A 20,407-nucleotide genomic window follows, 5' to 3' on the forward strand; every position below is an offset into this window, starting at 1 on the left:
GCGGTATGGAATTAATTGAAGTGATTCTGAGTGACGAAAACTTGGAAGAAGCGATCAGAAGGGTTAAGAGAAACCGTGGCGCGGCCGGCGTGGACGGCATGAAAACCAGTGAGCTGGATGAGTATTTCTCTAAACATAAAGAAATAATCAAACAGCAGATCCGGAACATGCAGTACAGACCGAAACCAGTCCGCAGGGTCTATATACCCAAGCCCAATGGCAAGCAAAGGCCATTAGGTATTCCGTCAGTCGCAGACCGGGTGGTACAGCAGGCAGCAGCCCAGGTACTCAGCGGCATCTACGACAGCACATTCAGTGACCATAGTTATGGATTCAGGCCAAACAGAAGCGCACATGATGCGATGAAGGATGTCCTGAATAATCTGAACAGCGGATACGACTGGGTGATTGATCTCGACATCGAAAAGTATTTCGATACGGTGAATCATGACAAATTAATCTCCATTTTGAGAGAAAAGGTAAACGACAAGAGAACGTTACACCTGATCCGGTCCTTTCTGAAGGCTGGCGTCATGGTGAACGGACTCGTATCACCAACTGAACTAGGCGTTCCGCAAGGCGGACCCCTCAGTCCGATACTTAGCCTTATTTATCTCGATAAATTTGACAAAGAACTGGAGAGCAGAGGACTGCATTTTGTGCGGTACGCAGATGACTGCGACATCTTCGTGAAGAGCGAAATGGCGGCAGACAGAGTGATGAAGTCGGTAGCCTCATGGCTGGAACGAAAGCTGTTTCTGAAGGTCAGTCCAACCAAGACAAAGGTGGTCAGGCCAACACACAGCGAGTTCCTAGGCTTTACGTACTGGAAGGCAAAAGACGGATGGCACTGCAAACCGAGTGATGACAGAAAGAAACGGCTGATGGCGAAAACCAAGGCTGTCCTGCAACGCAAGGAAGCAATATCCAGACCTCTGGCCGTCACATTCACAAAACTGAATCAGATCGTCAGAGGATGGATCAATTATTTCATCATCGGAGATATGAAGGCTTTCCTCGATGAATATGGACAGTGGATGCGGCACAAAGTCAGAGTCATCATCATCAAGCAATGGAAGAAACCGAAGCGTATAGACACAAATCTCCAAAGGCTTAACGCTATGTTCCATTGTAATTTCACCGATGAAGATACATACAAGGTAGCCAACTCACGCCTAGGATGGTATCGGAGGAGTGGAATGGATGTGGTAAATTACGCTCTCAGCCCGAAAGTACTGGCCCTGCCAAGTAGGAAAACAGGTCGACCAGGACTGGTCAACCCGTTGGAATACTACCTCAATAATCGTAAGTAAATACAAACGTAGCGCCGTATACGGAAAACCGTACGTACGGTGCAACGGGAGGGTCGAGCCGCTAACGCGGCTCACTCTACCCTATTTGGACCAATATGGAGGAAAACAGAATGCGGAAACTGAGAAAAGAAATGATTGCCATCATCACAGTGGTGATGGTACTGCTGGCAGGCTGTGGTTCCTCTGCTCTGCCCAAAGTGCCGTTCTATGCCACCATGCGTACAGGACATTCCGGAACGCTGGAGATGCTGTACTACGATACCAATACCTATGGCTATAAGGGTGAAAACCGTGACATGCAGAAGTATGCCATTGTCTATGTGCCCTATGGCTATGATGCAAGCAGGCAGTATGATGTGTTGTTTCTGATGCATGGCATGGGCGGCTCTGCCGCAAGGTTCCTTGGTACACCGGATGATCCCCGTGTGGATAAGGTCATGATTGACAATCTGATCCGGACCGGAAAGATGGAGCCGATGATCATTGTGGGCATTTCCTATTATCCCGATAACCAGGAAGATGATAACGATGACTATGATGCGGCACTGACAAAGAACTTTGGCACTGAGCTCAGAAAAGATCTGCTGCCGGCTGTCGAGGCCAGATACAGTGTGTACAAAGATCGTGAGCACCGTGCCTTTGGCGGTTTCTCCATGGGTGCTGTCACAACATGGTACCGCATGTGTGACAGCATGGACCTCTTTTCCAAATACATTGCCATGTCTGGCTCCTTGTACTGGGGTGCAGATGATCAGGCGAGAAATGATCCCGCCGGATATATCACAAACGCAATTCAGGCAGAAGGATATGGCAAAGATGATTTCCGGGTATGGGCAGCCACTGGCAGTGATGACTTTGCCAACGATACGATGGTCAGACAGATGGAATCGTTGAAACAGACAGACCTCTTTGATTTCTCTGATACTGGCAATACAACATGGCATATCGGGGATGGCGAAAAGCATAACTCCCATGCCACGACAAGATATCTGTATACAGCATTGCCGGCTTTGTTTTCGGCGGAATGATGCGATCTGCGGTACACTTGAGAAGAAAACAAGAGGTATCGCAATGGAAGTATTAGACAAAGAATATCTTGAAAAACTGTCGGATTCACTGACAGAACAGGATCATGTGCTATCCGTTATGGCAGGCCATGAGGATCTGATGACATTGGCTCTGGATGCAAGAAAGAGTGCATCGCTGCATCAGGCATTCAATGTGGAGGTGGCACATCATGGCATCACTGCCCAGAAACAAAGCGGCAGATGCTGGATGTTTTCTGCACTCAACTACCTGCGTGAGATCACTGCAGAGAAGATGAATGTCGAACAGTTTGAATTCTCAGAAAACTATCTGGCCTTCTATGACAAGCTGGAAAAGGCCAATAACTGGCTGAATATGGCTATGGAAACAGCCGATGAACCACTGTCTTCACGCCAGGTGCAGTATCTGTTCCGTGGTATTGGTGATGGCAATGTCTGGGATCAGGTCAGAGGTCTTGTGACAAAGTATGGACTTGTACCAAAGGAAGTCATGCCGGAGACATGGGCTTCCAGCCATACAAAGACAGCGGATCAATTGACCAACCGCATCCTGAGGAAATACGGTGCAGAGATCCGCAAGGCTGAAAAGAAAGACAGGAATGCCATCAAAGCACAGGCTATGACACAGATCTACCGTCTGCAGTGCATCCTGTTTGGACAGCCGGTTGAAAGCTTTGATTATGCATGGCGTGATAAAGATAATCACATGCACGAAGAGAAAGCTCTGACTCCGTTATCTTTCTATCAGAAGTATGCCGGCATTGATCTTTCCCAGTATGTCCATGTGATCTGTGAGCCGACATCCTATGAACCAATGCATGTATGCATTGTGTCTCACGACAATGGCAATATGGCTGAAAACAACCGGGTCAGATTAAACCTGGAAATGGATAAACTGGAGGGTTTGTGCATTGCCCAGCTCAAAGCAGGAAAGCCGGTATGGATCGGCCTGGATGCAGGTGCCTTCATTGACAGAGAAGAAGGAATTCTTGATCCGGACAGCTATGCGCTTTCCGCTGCAGCAGGTGATCTTTCGATGAGTAAGAAAGACCTGCTGGAAACTTGTGAGAGTTCACCAAACCACAATGTTCTTCTATTAGGCGTGCATCTGGATGAAGATGGTAAGCCGGTCAGATGGAAGATTGAAAACTCCTGGGGCAAAGACAGTGGAAAAGACGGCATCTATGCCTGCAGTGAAGATTATTTCAGAACCTATGTCTTTGAAGCGGCGATTCACAAGGATTTCCTGAGCAAAGAACAGAAAGAATACCTGGAGAAGGAACCTGTGGTATTGAAGCCGTGGGATCTGCCTTGGATGTAGCAGCAGGATGAAAAAATGCTGGCAGGCTGTTTCAAAAACCTGCTGGCATTTTTTTCTACAATCCCAGTTCATTCAGAATGTGAAATACAACGGCATGGTCTTTGTTGGTGCCGATCTGATAATGTGCTGCTTCTTTGGCTTCTCCACAGCCATTGGCCATGGCATAGGAGTTGGCAAAGTATTTCAGCATTTCAAGATCATTCAGGCCATCCCCATACACGGCTGTTTCTTCTTCTGTGATATTAAGATGCTTTGCCAGCTCTGCGACGCCAACCGCCTTGGAGATACCCCTGGCAGTGATCTCATACATGCCTGCAATGGTCGGGGCATTGGTCAATGTATCTCTGTGTTCAGAAAGAAAAGCATCCATCTTTCTGCTTTCTGCCTCATTGTCAAAGCTTGTGTTGATCTTGTATATCGGACAGGACAGAATCTGTTCATCTGTACAGTTGAACACAAAATCCATTACAAAGTTGCGCATCCGGAGGGGTGATCCTGGGATTTCACGAAAGCCAAACCGTTTGAATTCCTCTATTTTGGTTTCCATGGTGCCTCTGGACAGGGTGCATTCTGCACTGATGAATTCAATCTCGCTGTCTGGGAATGCTTCAAGTATATCGGCGACTGTATCCTGCGGGATAGGATGGCTGGCAATCACGCTGTTATCCGGGCTGATCACCATGGCCCCATTCATGCATACCCGATAGATATTCTGCAGGCCAAGCCGTTCCAGCTCATGCCTGTGCAGGGATCTGCCCGTAGCCGCAGAAAAATATCTGCGGTATTTGAACACCTTGGCAATCATATCCAGGGATGCACTGTCGGTCAGATGGTCCTCATTGAGCAGGGTGCCATCCAGATCACATGCGAATAACTGTATCTTTGTCTGTTCTGTTTTTTCCATATGTCAGTATTGTAACCGGCAAATGATAAATGCAGGTTGTAAATGATTTTCCTGCAGGCAAAATCAGGATTGATCCGCTGTGTGTTTCGGTGTTCGTCTGACAACAGATACAGCGGTCAGGTCGATGATGATTCCGAATACGATAGATGTCAGTACATCAGATGGAAAATGGACAAACAGATACAGTCTTGAGAAACTGATCAGGATGGCAAGAGGAATGGCAGCCCAGCCAAACCTGTGATTGGCACATGTAATGATCACGGCACTGATGACCGCTGTAAGGGTATGGCCGGATGGAAAGGAATAATCTTTTGGCATATGAATGAGCAGATTTACATTTTCGATCCAGCATGGTCTGGGTCTTGCGATGATATTCTTCAGAATGACATCACAGGTAAGGTTTCCACAGAGAATTCCTGCCATCAATGCAATGCCGTATTTCCGGTATTTCTTTGAGGCAAACAGAAGGACAGCCGCCAGTAACCAGATCAGGCTGCCATTGCCAAGCATCGTGATTTTGGGCATTAGAAAATCCAGTAAGGGACAGCGCAAATAGTGCTGGATGAAGTGCAGAATCATCCAGTCTGTGTTTTGAATCCATGTAAGCATGATATTACCGGTATTATTGTAGCGGATTGGCAAAGAAAAGCCTGATGGATATGCATCAGGCTGGATCAATCAGTACAGCTGGGTGAGGATGTCGACACACTTGTCAATGCCAAGTCTGCCAGAGTCCAGGCAGATATCATAGTTCTGGGCATGGCCCCACTTCATGTCGGTATAGAAGCGGTGATAGGCTGCTCTGCGCTTATCCTTGTCTTTGAGTCTTTGCTCAGGAGATTCCGGACGCTCGCCATATTCCTTGACAATGCGCTCTGCCCGCTTTTCCATGCTGGCATGGATGAAGACAGTCAGGCAGTCTTCCTTGTCTTTCAGGACATAGTCGGCACATCTGCCGACAATGACACATGGTGATTTCTCGGCCAGATCGAGAATGACCTTGCACTGGATCTGCCAGATGAGATCCTGGTTGGTCGGGCCTGCCTGGCGGTTGGCCAGGACGGCACCCAGCCAGCCGCCAGGTGTGTCTTCGCTGTCCTCTTTGAGATAGCTTTCGGCATAGCCGCTTTCTGCCGCAATCTTCTGAATGATCTCGGCATCATAGCAGGGAATGTTCAGCTTTTTTGCGGTCAGTCTGCCAATGGTGCGGCCGCCGCTGCCAAATTCACGGCTGATGGTAATGATTCTGTTCATGCAATTTTCTCCTTTCTATCAAGTTCTCTGTATGTCTGTATGATAATACATAATGCGACGATAAACGTAAGAATATCGGCTGCCGGGAAGGAATACAGCAGACCGTTCAGCTGGAACTTCAGCGGCAGCAGGATTGGCAGGGAGACACCAAGTACAATTTCTCTGACCATGGAAATGATGGTGGATTCCACCGGCTTGCCCATCGCCTGCAGGAAGATGAAGGAACCTTTGTTTACGGTTGCCAGCGGCATCATGCAGAGGTATATGCGGAAACATCTGATGGCAAAGTCGCGGTAGTATTCGCTTTCGTTCCTTGCACCAAACAGATTGATGATATTGGCAGGGAAGACTTCGACGATGACAAGGGCTGCCAGACCGATCAGGAATTCTGCTGTCAGCAGATAGGAGAAGAATTTCTTTGCACGGTCATTGCGCTTGGCACCGATGTTATAGCCAACCACCGGAATACAGCCTGCCGCAAGGCCGACGGCAATGGAAATGACAATCTGGAAGAATTTCATGACAATGCCAAGAACTGCCAGCGGGATCTGGGCATACTGTTCCTGGGAGAAGATCGGATCCAGGGCGCCGTATTTTGTGCATACATTCTGGACAACGGCCATGGAAACAACGAGTGAAATCTGGGACAGGAAACTTGTGATGCCAAGCGACAGGAATTTCTTCATCAGGCTTCCCCAAAGGCCGAAGCTGTTTTTATGCAGCTGAATGGCTTTCATGTGGAATAGGTACCAGATGGAAAGAATGGCTGTCAGGATCTGACCCATGACGGTGGCAATGGCAGCACCGGCCATGCCCATGTGCATCGGGAAGATGAAAACAGGATCCAGGATGATGTTGGCTATCGCACCAGCCAGAGTGGCTGCCATGGCAAAGTTGGGGGAGCCATCTGAACGGATAATGGAGTTAACGGCCTGACCGAACATGTAGAAGGGGATGCCAAGCGTGATCCAGAAGAAGTATTCTTTGGCATTCCTGAATGTGTCTGCGTTGACTCTGCCGCCAAACAATGTCAGTAACGGTTCCTGCAGAATCAGATAGAGGGCTGTGAGAATGATGCTGGCAATGATGCAGAGTACAATGGCATTGCCTACCGTTTTGTGGGCACGTTCCTGTTCACCGGCACCAAGTGAGATGCTGACATAGGCGCAGGCACCGTCACCGATCATGACGGCAATGGCCAGGGCAACAATAGTCAGTGGAAAGACAACTGTATTGGCAGCGTTGCCGTAGGAGCTAAGGTAGCTCGCATTGGCAATGAAGATCTGGTCAACAATGTTGTAGAGGGCTGCAACCAGCAGTGAAATGATGCAGGGGACAGAGAACTTCCGCATCAGTCTGCCGACGCTCTCTGTCTCCATGAAGGCATTTGTTTTTTCTTCCATGTATGAATATCCCCTTTCATACCAGACCGATAAAAAAATACAGTGAACGCAAAATGCGCACACTGTATCGTGACAGCCAATGGGCTTGTTTCGTATCGTGTCTGATAACATTCTGGAGTTTCGCGCCAAAACCAGTTTTTGTCAAGCTCGAAAATGGCTGCATCATGGCACAAAAAGTACGGTATGATGCAATAAGAAAACAGGAGTGATTGACATGAAGCAGCGGATGATCATAACAACAGACATGGAATGCGATGACATGAATTCTTTGATTCATTTATGTCTGTATCTCAATGAAGTGGATCTGGAAGGTGTGATCTACACATCTTCCCAGTTTCATTTCAATGGTGACGGCATTCATACACAGGGTGAAATACAGCCTGATTATCTGTGCGCAGGCGAAGCTGCCTGGAAGAGAAATCCCAGACTGCCAGGACCGGATCCTGATGCGGCGAAGCTGAAATCCTATCGGCCTTTTGAAACTGGCTGGATCGAGCATCTCTGGCAGAATGAATATGCACAGTGCCTGCCGTATTTACGGGAGAATGCATCGGGATACCCAACCGTGGAAGAGCTGATGAAGATCACATGTTATGGCAATACTGCCTTTGAGGGTGATGTCAGCCAGGAAACCGATGGTTCCCGGCTGATTGCAGCAGCGATCAAGAAGGATGATGAAAGACCGCTGTATTTGTGTTCCTGGGGTGGCGCCAATACGATTGTGCGTGCACTGATGCGTATTGCCAATACGTATCAAGGCACAGACAAATGGGCTGAAATCCAGCAGTATGTCACAGACAAAGTCAGAATCTTTGGCATCATGGATGGTGTTGGCCAGGATAAGACATGGCTGAAATATGGCAGGCCCTTGTTTCCAAAGCTGAAACTGCTGCGGTCTGAAGATATCTATGGCAGCTACTTTGCCTCAAAGAATGCACCGGCTGATTGCCGGTACATGTTTAATCCAGAATGGCTGAATAAATATATCAAGCACTGCGGCAGTCCATTAGGAGAAAAGTATGGCCTGATGGGTGATGGCATCTATTACAAAGGAGAGCCGGATGATTATCAGTTTGGCCTGCATCCATACATTGACTGGCATTTTCCACAATTGCCGCCGGTGTCCTTTGAAAAGGATGAATTTCTTGGTGAAGGTGACAGCAACACCTATATTCCTTTATTAAATACTGGTTTAAGAGGACTGGAAGATGGCAGTTATGGCACATTGATTGGCAGGCTTTACCAGGATGGTACAAAGCTGAACAAGACAGATGATATATATTCCGGAGAAGCAGGCTGTGACAGTTCCTTCATCAAGGCATATCAGGAAGAATTTGCGGTACGCATGCAATGGACACATATGCATAAAGATCAGTGTACACATGCCCCGGCTGTGAAACTGGAACAGGATGATTTTACGGCAAAGCCAGGTGAAACAATTTCTCTTTTTGCAGTTGTACAGGATCCTGATGGCAGAGGCTTGCACTATGGCTGGCGGCTGTATCATGCCGGTACAACATATCATGGCACCATGAAAGAACTGCGCGTCTTTGATCCGCTGTCACTGCATACATGCTTTACGATTCCAGAAGATGCTGTCAAAGACGATCAGTTCATCTTCCTGCTGGTGGTACGCAATGATACAGGGCTTCCCATTACCAGATATGGTGAAGCAGTGATTCACATCATATAATGATCAAAAAAAACAGACTGCCTATCCCTCACAAAGATCAGCAGTCTATGAATCTAACGGAGGACCAGCCGTCATCGGTGGTCCTTTTCCGTTATCATGTTAATGCATCAATAGGTCTGAGCAAGGCCATCAGCTGCCCTGCACATCCTTGGATTACTTCTTCAATGCCAGGCCGTCATGGAAGGCTTTTCCAACAACCGGTCCAATGACATGGTATGTACTTGTCCCCATGTGAAGCTCCCCGCCTAAGTCCTCGCTTACGTCCGGACTATAGATGGGGCTTCCAAAAGCTTGTGTGCTTTCAGACTTTCGCCTCCTTCAGATACGGTTGCAGCACAGTATAGCTTGCTGACGCTTGCTATACTCATCTGCACTAACTTTTGGGAGACTTATGTGCAGAACAATCAGCTGACTGCTGTACCTATTGCAGTGTTTAACTGCCATAGATCAGCTAATGTTCTGGAGCTTCCACTGCCCAGATCAGGAACTTCTGCCTGTATCTGGGGTAATGCTTTCAACAGTTCGCGAATAAAATATCGTGCTCCAATGTTGTATGACGCATTGAGATCACAATTGTACAGCTTTCCATTCATGAACTGACAAATGTCATAAGGAACTCTTTCTTCCATCCTGCCTTTATAGATGGAATGACGAATCATGGATTCTGTTTTTTCAGAACGCGGTACATCGCTGCCGCGTTTTACAATGCCAGAACCATCATACGCAAGCTTACTTGTATTCCATGCACAGACGCGCGATATCCGCATGCCATAACGATGCGCTAAGCGTTCAGCCGTATTCTGCACATCACGATGTTTCCACATGACAAGCTTCTGTTTCTTTGAGCCTTTCTTCTTACCCGCCGTGTTCAGATGCTCAAATACAATTGTGTGGCATTCATTTGCCATGGCATAGTCCACAATTGCATTGGCAATCAGGCGGGCATGGTTCAGGTTTCTCCGCTTTGCCAGATTCCAGAGTCTGCCGCTGTCATGAGAGCCGTGATAGCGCTGGAAATCAGATACGCGGTGCAGCGCATTGGATACAGAGTCTTTTTCTCTGCCAAAGTTAATAAACTTCCTTGACAGGACAGTTCCCTTAGAATCCAACACACTGCACACGGCATCTGTACCAACGCCAAGATCTACCGCACATATCTTCTGTTCAAAGATCGGCGTGTCATGCAGTCTGACATTCTCCTGAATCGTAAAGCGAAGCTGATCGTGTCCATGTTTCTTTTCAATGACGGGTGCGGACAGCTTTGCGTTATGCAGACGCTTTCTGCTGTTCAGATACCTGATATCTGTCTTGGAAAGACGGATTTCTCTCCATACCCAGTCATTGTTAACATAAACCTTTATCTGAGCAGTGCGGCCAAGCTGATCCCAGGCAAACATATTGCCATTAAAGAAACACGGCATGAGATGGTCACACGTATCGATCTGCGGCATAACGCCTTCACATTCATTTTTTATCCATTGCTCGAAAAGTTTGAAATACGCGGTTACTTTGCCAATGGCATCCGCAATCGCAGCTCTTCTCAGATAAACAGGGAACTTATAAAACCGGTCATCGAAGTTATACACTGCCTGGTTGTTCTTATTGCTGTGGATCAGGCATTCAATAAGGCGCACTCTGCCTTTGCTATAAGAGATCGGTTCAACAGCGTCCCAGTTTACGCGGACTACAGGTATCAGATATTTAACAGCAGAAGCGTAATACGCGCTTGTGTTCTTAATTGCTGATTCACTGCCTTTGAAATGTAATCCGTAACTTGACGTCAGTATCATATGTTCCTCCATAGATATTATAACATATTCAGTGGTACAACATTCATAGAGGTGAAGCGCTATGCAATATAGTAATGGATATTACACAAATCTGCATGCGGTGTACAGATTGCAGTATCACTTAGTGGTTTGTACAAAATACAGGTATCCTGTATGAGTAGATGGCATTTACTGCTTTATCACAAAGATCGATACAGTATTGTTTTGATCTGGCTGAATCGGCTCTGTTGCAAAACTGAAACTGCCGCGGAACGACCAGCCGTCTGGTGCCTGTGTGACCTGCAGGGGACCCACACAGACTGTATTGCCATAAACAGTGAATGTCTGGACGCCTGCAGGAAATGACGTATCCACACTGGCCTGACCAACTTTGACATCCTTGTTGTCATAGTCATAGAACGCAAAGGTGATTGTGCCTGTGGATGCCTGTATTTCCACATCTGTATAAGCAGAATCCTGATTCTGGTCATTTGTGGCACCGATATGTATGTGGATGGGATCAGAACCGACCATGTCATTAGGCCATGTGCTTTCATCGGTTGCAAAGGTAAACGATGGATCGCTTGTCAGAAAGTCTGCTCTGCCCCAGGAAATATCATACTGGGATGCGTTGGCTACAGGCTGCCATTGGATTGTGATCTGATCATCCGAGGCACTGACATCTGTGATGACAGGCGTTGATAAAACGTGTGTGCCGCCGTCTGCGACCTCTTTGCTGGACCAGCTTTTGATGAGACTGGATGATACCGCAGTTTGTGATGGAAAGGCAGACGGAGCTGGCGTTGGTGAAACGGCTGCTGCAGATGAAGAGGGTGAGACAGAAGGAACAGCAGATGGGGAAGAGGAAGAAGCAGTGGATTTACAGCCGCAAAGAGCACTGATACAGGCGGCTGCCATGATGATCTGTATTCTTGTATGCATAGGATCTCCTGCCTTCAGTCTAGACCAGATTTAGCAATACTTCAAATCACTGCAGATCTTCCTAGTAATTATGGCAGTAAGATCAGTGCACCTGCTGATCCAAATGTGCAGGGATATACCTTTACCAGCTGGTATACAGATTCTGCCTGCACACAGAAATATGATCTCTCCCATACTGTAACAGAGAATCTGACTCTGTATGCAGGATGGGAAACATCAGCCGCTTCTAATGTTTCATCTTCGAATGCGGACAGTAACAGAATCAGTCCGCAGACAGGTGTTGAGGCAATACTGACAGGAGTGTATGTTATGTTTGGTGGGTCGCTGGCTATGCTTGGTGCAACTATTGTCTCTTCTCTGTTTATCCGCAGGAAATTTCCTCGTTAAGTTAGATAATTCAGAAACCAGATAACAGCTTGCATGCATAGAGCAGAAGTGGCTGCAACGCCAAGATTCTTTGACTTAACTATGTCAAATCATCTTATTCGTTACAGCCCCTTTGAGAAATTCTATTCAAAGCAAACTGTCAAAGTCCCGTTAAATAATGCGTAACAGCGTGCCTTTCCGGAGGAAGGATACATGCTGTGAGCATCATGCATTTCCTCACCTATTCTTCCATATATAATGTAGTTCATGAAAAGAATCACTGTGTTTCTGATGATTTTGGCGATGACTCTGTCTGGCTGTGCACAGGCAAAGAAAGATGTGTATCAAAGCTCTGATATAACGGACTTTACTGCCATTGTGTCCAGCGATCTGCACTTTACACTGGATCCGGATTCTGCCAGTACAGTTGTACCGGCAGAGCCGTATTCACGTGAGTTCATGGAGGCCTTTGTCAGTCAGGTGATTGCGGAGCATCCCAATGTATTCATCCTGACCGGTGATAATACCAATACAGGCAATCCGGATGATGAAAGGGCATTGGCATCGATTCTGGAACGGGTCAGGGATGCCGGTATTCCGGTGGTGATGACAACTGGAAATCACGACTATGACTTTTCAGGTGCGGATACGTATGAGGAAAACTATGCGTCTTTGCTGGATATGGAAGACAAGGATCCTTCTTCCCTGAGCTATGTGCGACGCATTGGTGATGTGACATTGCTGGCAATGGATGATGGCGCGGTTGATCAGGGCAGGACACCACAATTCTCCAAAGAGACGATGAAGTGGCTGAAGGAAAAGCTGAAAGAGGCATCTTTGCGCAATGACAAGATCATCTTCCTGGCACACCGTTCTGTATTATATAAGGCTGATGATGAACGCTATGCCAGCTATCATATCCAGAATGAAGGACTGTATGATCTGCTTGTAAAGTATCATGTACAGCTGGCTCTTACCGGCCATCAGCATCACCCCTCAATCCTGGTGAAGGATTCTCTGCATGAGATCATCAGTGGAATGCCTTTGACGGATACACATTGCTTTGGTGTGCTTTCGATCATGGGAAAGGATGTGTCTTTTTCCACGGAGCCAATTGACTTTTCTGCCTATGGCTCTCAACAGTGTGTGAGTGATATGGTAGCTGCTGATCAGCAGGCTGTGGACAATCAGCTGGCAACGGTTGAGGAATTGCTGAAGAATGCCGAGAGTGATCCGCTGTATGAACAGGGGAAGAGTCTGCTTCTGAACATCTTTACGGCACTGAAGGAGGGGAGTTTAGGAGCGCAGGCTGGTACGTTTCAGGCCGATCCGGCATTGACACTTGTGCAGGCACAGCTGGCGGATACCAACTATGGGCCATGGCTGAATGATCTGCTTGCGGATCCACCAGCAGATCCCAATCATCTGTCATTTGTGTGGCAGGATGGTGCGTGAGTGTTTTTTGGCACTGCCTGCTGTCCTGGAATGAGACATACGTGATGAACTGGTATGACATGCATATGCATGTTTATTATATGCATGCATACTATGCGTGATAGCTGTAATATTGTGATAAGAAAATGATATAATCAGAGAACACGAAGGAGAAATTCTCATGAGTACTGATTTTAATTCTAATGAATATCTGCACCGGATGCAGGAGTGGTGGCGGGCAGCGAATTATCTGTCTGCGGCCCAGCTGTATCTGCTGGATGATCCGCTGCTGCGGCGTCCTTTGACCATGACGGATGTGAAGAAGAAGATTGTCGGCCACTGGGGCACGGTGCCTGGCCAGAACTTTGTGACCGTCAATCTGAACCGTGTCATCAACAAGTATGATCTGGATATGATTCTCTTGTCCGGACCTGGTCATGGCGGCAACTTCTACATTGCCAATGACTATCTGGATGGCACGTATTCTGAAGTGTATCCGAATATCACCCAGGATGAGAAAGGTCTGCAGAAATTGTTCAAGCAGTTCTCGTTCCCGGGCGGCGTGCCTTCACACTGCGCTCCGGAGACGCCTGGCTCCATCAATGAAGGCGGCGAGCTTGGCTATTCTTTAGCCCATGGCTTTGGTGCTGTGTTTGACAATCCGGATCTGATTGCGGCTGTTATTGTTGGTGATGGCGAGGCTGAAACAGGCCCGCTGGCTACCTCCTGGCATTCCAACAAGTTCCTGAATCCGGAACATGATGGTGCGGTGCTGCCGATCCTGCATTTGAATGGCTACAAGATTTCCAATCCGACCATTCTGTCCCGTATTTCCAAGGATGAGCTGACATCGTTAATGCATGGCTATGGCTGGAAGCCGTACTTTGTTGAGGGTGATGATCCTGAGAAGATGTTCCCGCTGATGGCAGAGACGATGGATAAAGTCATCGAAGAGATTCGTGCCATTCAGAAGAATGCCCGTGAAAATCATGATGATACCCGTCCGTTCTGGCCGATGATTGTCCTGCGTACACCAAAGGGCTGGACCGCACCGAAGAAGGTGGACGGTGTCCCGATTGAGGGCAGCTTCCATGCCCATCAGGTACCGGTGGAAATCAAGGATGAAGAACATCTGCATATCCTGGAGGGCTGGCTGAAGAGCTATCATCCGGAAGAACTGTTTGATGAAAATGGCACCTTGAAGGATGAGATTCGCTCGCTTTCTCCGATTGGAGATCACCGTCTGGGAGCCAATCCGCATGCCAATGGCGGCAAGCTTCTCCGTGATCTGATCATGCCGGACTTCCGTGATTATGCGGTGGATGTGAAAGAACCGGGTTCTGCAGAAGCACAGGACATGATGGAACTTGGCAAGTTTGTCCGTGATATCTTCAAGGCAAACGACAAGGCACGCAATTTCCGTATCTTTTCACCGGATGAGGGGATGTCCAACCGTTTGAACCATGCCTTTGAGGCAGAGAATCGTCCATGGGAGGCAGAGATGCTGCCGACGGATGAGCATCTGGCCAGAGATGGCAGAATCATGGATGGCATGCTTTCCGAGCATATGTGTGAGGGCTGGCTGGAAGGGTATCTGCTGACAGGCAGACATGGCTTCTTTGATTCCTATGAAGCCTTCGTCAGAGTTGTCGACTCTATGGCTGCCCAGCATGCCAAGTGGCTCAAAGTATGCAATCAGCTGCCATGGCGCCAGGACATTGCCTCACTGAACTTCATCCTGACATCTCATATCTGGCAGCAGGATCACAATGGCTTCACCCATCAGGATCCTGGCTTCATGGACCACATTGCAAACAAGAAGGCTGATGTGGTGCGCATCTATCTGCCGGCGGATACCAACTGCCTGCTGAGTACAATGGATCACTGCCTGCGAAGCCGCAACTATGTCAATGTCGTGATTGCTTCCAAGCACCCGCGTCCGCAGTGGTTCTCCATGGAAGAAGCAGTGAATCTGTGCACACAGGGTCTTGGCATCATTGACTGGGCAAGCAATGACAAGGGATGTGAACCGGATGTGGTCATGGCTTGTGCCGGTGATACACCGACGCTGGAGACACTTGCGGCCGTATCCATCCTGAGAAAAGAACTGCCGGATCTCAAGATCCGGGTGATCAATGTTGTCGACCTGTTCAAACTGCAGCCATCTCAGGAACATCCGCATGGACTTTCCGATGCCCAGTATGACATGCTGTTTACAACCGACAAGCCGATCATCTTTGCCTTCCATGGCTATCCGACGCTGATTCATGAGCTGACATACCGCCGTCATAACCGCAACCTGCATGTACGCGGCTACAAGGAAGAGGGCACGATCACCACACCGTTTGATATGCGCGTGCAGAATGATATCGACCGCTTCCATCTGGTTGAAGATGTTCTGCTGCGTCTGCCGCAGGATAAGTTCCATGATCAGACGGCACATCTGTTCCAGCAGATGGAAAACAAGCTGGTGGAACACCGTCAGTACATCCGTGAATACGGACAGGATCTGCCGGAAGTTGCTAACTGGAAGTGGCAGAAAGGCTGATGCAGGGGAGAGATAAGTCTCTCCTTTTTTTGGCAAAAAAGTGAAAAAACTGATTTTACATGTTCTTTACATACACTATACTGAAAGAAGATAGCAGCGTTTTTGGAAGAATGATAAATTTACAAAGAATGCATTGGGAGGAAAGGTATGTTAAAGAACTTTAACAAGCTGGAGAAGTCGTGGATTATGTATGACATCGGCAACTCGGCATTTACGATGATGGTGTCAACCCTGATTCCGATCTGGTTCAATGCGCTGGCAAAGAGTGCTGGCATGTCAGGCAGTGCCTATCTGGCCGCCTGGTCCTATGCGACATCGATTGCAACTGTGGTGGTTGCCTTCCTGGGACCGATTCTTGGTTCCATTTCGGATAACAAAGGCTTCCGCAAACCGATGTTCATGGCTGTTTTGATCATTGGCGTCATTGGCTGTGCAATGCTTGGCGCTGTGCCAAACTGGATGCTGTATCTGGTTACGTATGTGGTTGCCAAGATTGCCTATCAGTCTTCACTTGTTCTGTATGACTCTATGCTGATTGATGTGACGACGCCGGAAAGAATGGATCAGGTTTCCTCCTTTGGCTATGCATGGGGATATCTTGGCTCCTGCATCCCGTTCATTGTTGCCCTTGCCCTGTATCTGCTCGGCAATACCGGCAAGATGAATGAGAAACTGTCTATTTTCCTTGCCTTCCTTGTGGTGGCATTGTGGTGGCTGTTTGTGACGATGCCATTGCTCAAGGGCTACAAACAGAAGAACTATGTGGAGCACGCTTCGGGAAAGATCCGTGCTTCCTTTGCCCGCATCGGTCATACGCTGACGCACATGTATACAAATGAAAAGAAGATATTTTACTTCCTGCTGGCGTTCTTCTTCTATATTGACGGTGTGTATACAATCATCGATGAGGCGGTTGCGATCGGTACTTCGCTCGGCCTGAATCAGGTCGGCCTGCTGGTTGTGCTGCTGTTAACGCAGGTGGTTGCCTTTGCCTTTGCATCATTGTTTGGCAATCTGTCCAGGAAGTACAGTTCTTTGACGCTGATCTCCATCTGCATCGGCGGTTACTTTGCCGTTGCTGTATTTGCCCTGTTCATGCATTCTCTGTGGCAGTTTGGCATCATGGCATTTGTGGTCGGTATGTTCCAGGGGGCAATCCAGGCACTGTCCCGTTCCTACTACGCTTCTTTGATTCCAAACGATGCTTCGGGTGAGTACTTCGGCCTGTATGATATCTGCGGCAAGGGTGCTTCTTTCATGGGCACAATGCTTGTCGGCGTCACGGTATCTCTGACCAACAGCGTCAATATCTCGGTTGCAACGCTTGGCATTCTGTTTATCATCGGCGCCCTGCTTCTGCGCAAATCTGCCGCAACAAAATAACTTTGCTATAATAAAGGCATGCAGAGGTGTTTGGCAAAAAACAATCTTTGGCTTTGAGGACATCTTTTCAGATGTCCTTTTTTAACAGGAGGAGAAAATATGCCATTTCCAAAAGATTTTTTGTGGGGCGGTGCAACAGCTGCCAATCAGTTTGAGGGTGCCTGGAAGGAAGACGGCAAGGGCGAGAATGTCCCTGACCATATTCGCGGCGGTACAGTGAGCACACCGCGTCTGTGGGACAAGGAAATCCATCCGGATGTTTACTATCCTTCCCATGAGTCTGTGGACTTCTATCATCACTACAAGGAAGACATTGCCCTGTATGGTGAAATGGGATTCAAGTGCTTCCGTCTGTCCGTCAACTGGGCCAGAATCTTTCCGACTGGTGAAGAGGAAAAACCGAATGAGAAGGGCCTTGCCTTCTATCACAATGTGTTTGCGGAGTGCAGAAAGTATGGCATTGAGCCGCTGGTGACCATTTCCCACTATGAGCTGCCATGGGCATTGAGTGAAAAGTACAATGGCTGGGCCGGACGTGAAGTGATTGACTGCTTTGTCAAGTATGCCACAACCTTGTTCAATGAATACAAGGATGAAGTAAAGTGCTGGCTGACCTTTAATGAGATCAATATCGGTGCCGGTGCGATGGGCCGCATCATGTCGCTTGGCATGCATGGCGAAGATGGCAAGCCGATGTTCATGATGAACGAGACACCGGAAGAGGCATCTGACCGCTTTACGGCTTTGCATAATCAGTTTGTGGCAAGTGCAAGAGCGGTTAAGATCGGCCACCAGATCAATCCTGACTTCAAGATCGGTCTGATGATTGCCGGCCAGATGGTGTATCCGTATACGTGCAATCCGGCGGATGTCAAGGAAGCACAGGACCGCATGAATATGAACAACTGGTTCTGCGGCGATGTGCAGGTCAGAGGTCATTATCCTTACTATGCAAAGCGCTACTTCAAGGATCACAACATCCATGTACGCATGGAGCCGGGTGATCTTGAGGACATCAAGGAGGGCACGGTTGACTTCTATTCTTTCTCCTATTACATGTCTTCGACTGCTACGGTAGATCCTGAAGTGCAGAAGAAAGCCGGCAATATGTTTACCGGTGTGCCGAACCCGTATCTCAAGGCAAGTGACTGGGGCTGGCAGATTGATCCGGAAGGCCTGCGCATCTATCTGAATGAGATCTATGGCCGCTATGAGATTCCGCTGTTTGTGGTCGAGAATGGCCTTGGTGCTGTGGATGAGCGCAGTGCGGATGGCAAGTTCCATGATACGTACCGCATCAACTATCTGCGTGATCATATCAAGGCGATGAAGGAAGCTGTGGAAGATGGCGTGGATCTGATGGGCTATACAATGTGGGGCTGCACGGATCTTGTTTCAGCATCTACCGGTGAGATGAAGAAGCGCTATGGCTTTGTGTATGTTGACAAGGATAACGATGGCAACGGTGATCTGCACCGTGAAAGAAAAGATTCTTTCTACTGGTACAAGAAGGTCATTGCCAGCAATGGTGAGGATCTTGACTGAGAAGGTGATGGCATGAGAGTTGGTGTCTGCGGCAATGGCATGATTGTCCGCCAGGCGCTGTCCTGCTTTGCAAAGGCAGAGATTCCGGTGACCGCACTGTGGTGCCGCAATCCTGATCATGGCCAGCCGGTGGCAGATGCTTTCCACATTTCATCTGTCTATACAGACTATGATGCTTTTCTGAAAGATGGCAGCTTCGACACGGTTTATATCGGCCTGGCTAACAGTGCGCATGATGCATTTGCGAAAAAGGCGATGCTTGCAGGCAAGAATGTCATTGTCGAAAAACCGTTCTGTGCTACCTATGCACAGGCACAGGAACTTGTACAGATTGCCCAAGAAACAGGTGCCTGGCTGTTTGAGGCCATCATGTCCCGCTATTCTGCCAACTATGAAGAGCTGATTCCGTGGCTGGACAAGCTTGGTGACCTGACTTTGATCCGCTGCAACTTCTCGCAGTATTCCTCCCGCTATGACCGCTATGTCAATCACGATGTGGCACCGGCTTTTGATCCGGCTCTTGCCGGTGGTGCCCTGTATGATCTGAATGTATATAACGTGCACTTTGTGGCAGGCTTGTTTGGCGCCCCGCGGTTCAGCTATTACATGGCCAACAAAGGCTGGAATGGCATTGATACTTCCGGTGTGCTGTTAATGGACTATGGCCAGTTCAAGGCTGTATGTACAGCGGCCAAGGATTCGGCATCCCACAGCGGCATTGTCATGCAGGGAACCGATGGCACAATCGTGATTGATGACCGTCCTGGGTATATCGACAATGTGACGTTCACGGACCGGAAGACAAAAGCAGTGACGCGTATTGATACCCATGAGGAGCCGGACAAGATGGTCACGGAGTTTGTCCGCATGCAGGAAGTGATGGATCACAATGAGCGCAGTCAGATGGAGATCTGGCTGCAGCGTAGCCTGCAGGTGATGGCGGTGCTGGACAATGGCAGACAGGATGCCGGGATTGTGTTTCCGTGTGATGAGGAGACGGAAGAAACTCAGGAGCAGACACAGGAAATGCCGGAGATCATGAAGCATTTCAACATGGGCGGCTTTTGAACATTAAGTTTCTGCTGTTCACTTTGAAATAGAGTGAATTATAATAAGAATGAACAAAGGAGATATGAAGATGCTGGTAAATGTTAACTCAGCTTTGAAGCGTGATGAGATCCGCAAGCTTCTGGAAGCCAATGAGAATCCGAAGTATGTGTATGTAAAGAATCTGAGCCCGATGGAGATGCAGTTTGAGGCTACTTATAAAGAAGGCACGGATGGCAATCCGGCTGATTATGCCAAGAAGCTGATCAAGTCTCAGCCGTGGGGCGGTGTGCTGATGATCCGTGTTCTGATCAATGGTCAGAAGTTTACGGGCGGCAAAATTGGCTGATACAGGAAGGCAGGAAGCTGTTTCCTGCTTTTTTTATCTGGATGAAAAGTGTCATGAATACGTAAAATATGACAAAAAAAGACAGTTTCA

17 protein-coding genes are annotated in these 20,407 nt (G+C 48.2%); 11 read left to right on the top strand and 6 right to left on the bottom strand.

The genetic code is table 11. From position 1 onward, the window contains the following. The first annotated feature begins 5 nt into the window (after positions 1 to 5). The 3 genes from ltrA (at position 6) to DHU66_RS05060 (ending at position 3,680) form a co-directional block, all read left to right on the top strand. Positions 6 to 1,313 carry a group II intron reverse transcriptase/maturase gene (ltrA, locus tag DHU66_RS05050; protein WP_108774013.1) on the top strand — a complete coding sequence of 436 codons (1,308 nt, stop codon included), beginning with the start codon at positions 6 to 8 and terminating at the stop codon, positions 1,311 to 1,313. Positions 1,314 to 1,423: 110 nt separating this feature from the next. Further along, positions 1,424 to 2,341, top strand: a complete 918-nt coding sequence (locus tag DHU66_RS05055; RefSeq protein WP_167836265.1) for an alpha/beta hydrolase — start codon at positions 1,424 to 1,426, stop codon at positions 2,339 to 2,341. 43 nt (positions 2,342 to 2,384) lie between these two features. Beyond that, on the top strand, positions 2,385 to 3,680 hold the full coding sequence (locus DHU66_RS05060) for a C1 family peptidase (RefSeq protein WP_167836266.1): 1,296 nt from the start codon (positions 2,385 to 2,387) through the stop codon (positions 3,678 to 3,680). A 55-nt stretch (positions 3,681 to 3,735) separates the two neighbouring features. Here the strand turns inward: DHU66_RS05060 and DHU66_RS05065 are convergent, their stop codons facing one another. From DHU66_RS05065 to DHU66_RS05080, 4 genes are all read right to left on the bottom strand, one after another. Continuing rightward, a complete protein-coding gene (locus DHU66_RS05065) occupies positions 3,736 to 4,584 on the bottom strand; it encodes an HAD family hydrolase (protein WP_108774792.1) in 849 nt (282 codons plus the stop codon). A gap of 63 nt (positions 4,585 to 4,647) precedes the next feature. Next, on the bottom strand, positions 4,648 to 5,193 hold the full coding sequence (locus tag DHU66_RS05070; protein WP_108774940.1) for a phosphatase PAP2 family protein: 546 nt from the start codon (positions 5,191 to 5,193) through the stop codon (positions 4,648 to 4,650). Between the two features lie 69 nt (positions 5,194 to 5,262). Next, entirely contained in the window at positions 5,263 to 5,838 is a 576-nt protein-coding gene (locus DHU66_RS05075) for a cytidylate kinase-like family protein (protein ID WP_108774793.1), read from the bottom strand. Beyond that, positions 5,835 to 7,241 carry an MATE family efflux transporter gene (locus tag DHU66_RS05080; protein ID WP_108774794.1) on the bottom strand — a complete coding sequence of 469 codons (1,407 nt, stop codon included), beginning with the start codon at positions 7,239 to 7,241 and terminating at the stop codon, positions 5,835 to 5,837. Before DHU66_RS05080 ends, DHU66_RS05075 begins: the two co-directional genes overlap by 4 nt. A gap of 214 nt (positions 7,242 to 7,455) precedes the next feature. On the opposite strand from DHU66_RS05080, the gene DHU66_RS05085 reads away from it, so the two are divergent. Then, entirely contained in the window at positions 7,456 to 8,934 is a 1,479-nt protein-coding gene (locus tag DHU66_RS05085) for a nucleoside hydrolase-like domain-containing protein (RefSeq protein WP_108774795.1), read from the top strand. A gap of 404 nt (positions 8,935 to 9,338) precedes the next feature. On the opposite strand, the gene DHU66_RS05095 is transcribed toward DHU66_RS05085, so the two are convergent. Beyond that, positions 9,339 to 10,724 carry an IS200/IS605 family element transposase accessory protein TnpB gene (locus DHU66_RS05095; protein ID WP_108774796.1) on the bottom strand — a complete coding sequence of 462 codons (1,386 nt, stop codon included), beginning with the start codon at positions 10,722 to 10,724 and terminating at the stop codon, positions 9,339 to 9,341. Positions 10,725 to 10,892: 168 nt separating this feature from the next. Continuing rightward, the gene (locus DHU66_RS05100) at positions 10,893 to 11,645 is read right to left on the bottom strand and encodes a hypothetical protein (protein ID WP_108774797.1); all 753 of its coding nucleotides are present in this window, start codon (positions 11,643 to 11,645) and stop codon (positions 10,893 to 10,895) included. Here DHU66_RS05100 and DHU66_RS12630 point away from each other — a divergent pair. The 7 genes from DHU66_RS12630 (at position 11,640) to DHU66_RS05135 (ending at position 20,317) form a co-directional block, all read left to right on the top strand. Continuing rightward, a complete protein-coding gene (locus DHU66_RS12630; protein WP_108774798.1) occupies positions 11,640 to 12,032 on the top strand; it encodes an InlB B-repeat-containing protein in 393 nt (130 codons plus the stop codon). The genes DHU66_RS05100 and DHU66_RS12630 overlap by 6 nt on opposite strands. Positions 12,033 to 12,278: 246 nt before the next feature. After that, positions 12,279 to 13,466: a metallophosphoesterase family protein gene (locus DHU66_RS05110; protein WP_108774799.1), complete on the top strand. Its 1,188-nt coding sequence runs from the start codon at positions 12,279 to 12,281 to the stop codon at positions 13,464 to 13,466. 160 nt (positions 13,467 to 13,626) lie between these two features. Beyond that, positions 13,627 to 15,993 carry a phosphoketolase family protein gene (locus tag DHU66_RS05115; protein WP_108774800.1) on the top strand — a complete coding sequence of 789 codons (2,367 nt, stop codon included), beginning with the start codon at positions 13,627 to 13,629 and terminating at the stop codon, positions 15,991 to 15,993. Positions 15,994 to 16,140: 147 nt separating this feature from the next. Then, the gene (locus DHU66_RS05120) at positions 16,141 to 17,376 is read left to right on the top strand and encodes an MFS transporter (RefSeq protein WP_108774801.1); all 1,236 of its coding nucleotides are present in this window, start codon (positions 16,141 to 16,143) and stop codon (positions 17,374 to 17,376) included. Between the two features lie 99 nt (positions 17,377 to 17,475). Further along, entirely contained in the window at positions 17,476 to 18,921 is a 1,446-nt protein-coding gene (locus DHU66_RS05125) for a glycoside hydrolase family 1 protein (protein ID WP_108774802.1), read from the top strand. A gap of 12 nt (positions 18,922 to 18,933) precedes the next feature. Continuing rightward, on the top strand, positions 18,934 to 19,989 hold the full coding sequence (locus DHU66_RS05130) for a Gfo/Idh/MocA family protein (protein WP_108774803.1): 1,056 nt from the start codon (positions 18,934 to 18,936) through the stop codon (positions 19,987 to 19,989). A 70-nt stretch (positions 19,990 to 20,059) separates the two neighbouring features. After that, entirely contained in the window at positions 20,060 to 20,317 is a 258-nt protein-coding gene (locus tag DHU66_RS05135; RefSeq protein ID WP_108774804.1) for a hypothetical protein, read from the top strand. Positions 20,318 to 20,407: the final 90 nt, after the last annotated feature.

It is taken from the genome of Lactimicrobium massiliense (assembly GCF_900343155.1).
GTDB lineage: Bacteria > Bacillota_I > Bacilli_A > Erysipelotrichales > Erysipelotrichaceae > Bulleidia > Bulleidia massiliensis.